Origin of the sequence: Aeromonas sp. 604176 (assembly GCF_049170755.1) — a bacterium.
Taxonomy (GTDB): Bacteria; Pseudomonadota; Gammaproteobacteria; order Enterobacterales; family Aeromonadaceae; genus Aeromonas; species Aeromonas veronii_A.
On the sequence record NZ_JAAKNE010000317.1, the window covers coordinates 1 to 524 of the forward strand.

At 56.3% G+C, this 524-nt stretch carries 1 protein-coding gene; it reads right to left on the bottom strand.

The genetic code is table 11. From position 1 onward, the window contains the following. The coding region (locus G5358_RS21590) for an OmpA family protein (RefSeq protein ID WP_421324940.1) at window positions 1–485 on the bottom strand (485 nt) is incomplete at its 3' end. Window positions 486–524: the final 39 nt, after the last annotated feature.

The window sequence follows — 524 nt, forward strand, 5'->3', positions numbered from 1 at the left end:
TCCTCGGTGTGGGACAGATCCAGCGGCTTCTCTTCGCCATAGCTGACGATGGAGAGCTGCTCGGCCTGCACACCCAGGGTTTGCAGATACTTGGCAACAGCCTTGGCACGACGCTCGCCCAGGGCGATGTTGTACTCCGGAGTACCGCGCTCATCGGCGTGACCTTCGATCAGGACTTTAACGCTCGGGCGCTCGCGCAGGTAGCTGGCGTGGGCATCCAGCAGATCAGCGTACTGACCCTGGATATCGTAACCGTCGAACGGGAAGTAGATCACGTTGTCACGCTGCAGTGCTTCGAACTTCTGACGCATCTGCTCTTCCGGGGACAACATGCCGTTGGCGCCGCCGGTTTGTACACCGCCCATGCCGTCGGTCATACCTGATTCAGCGCCAGCGGCGTCGGAATCAGAAGAAGAACTACAAGCGGCCAGGGTGAACAGTGGCAGTGCGATGGCCAAACCCTTGAGCAGTTTATTGAGTTGCATGCTATTTCCTTAAACCTTTATAACAAAACAAAAAACAAT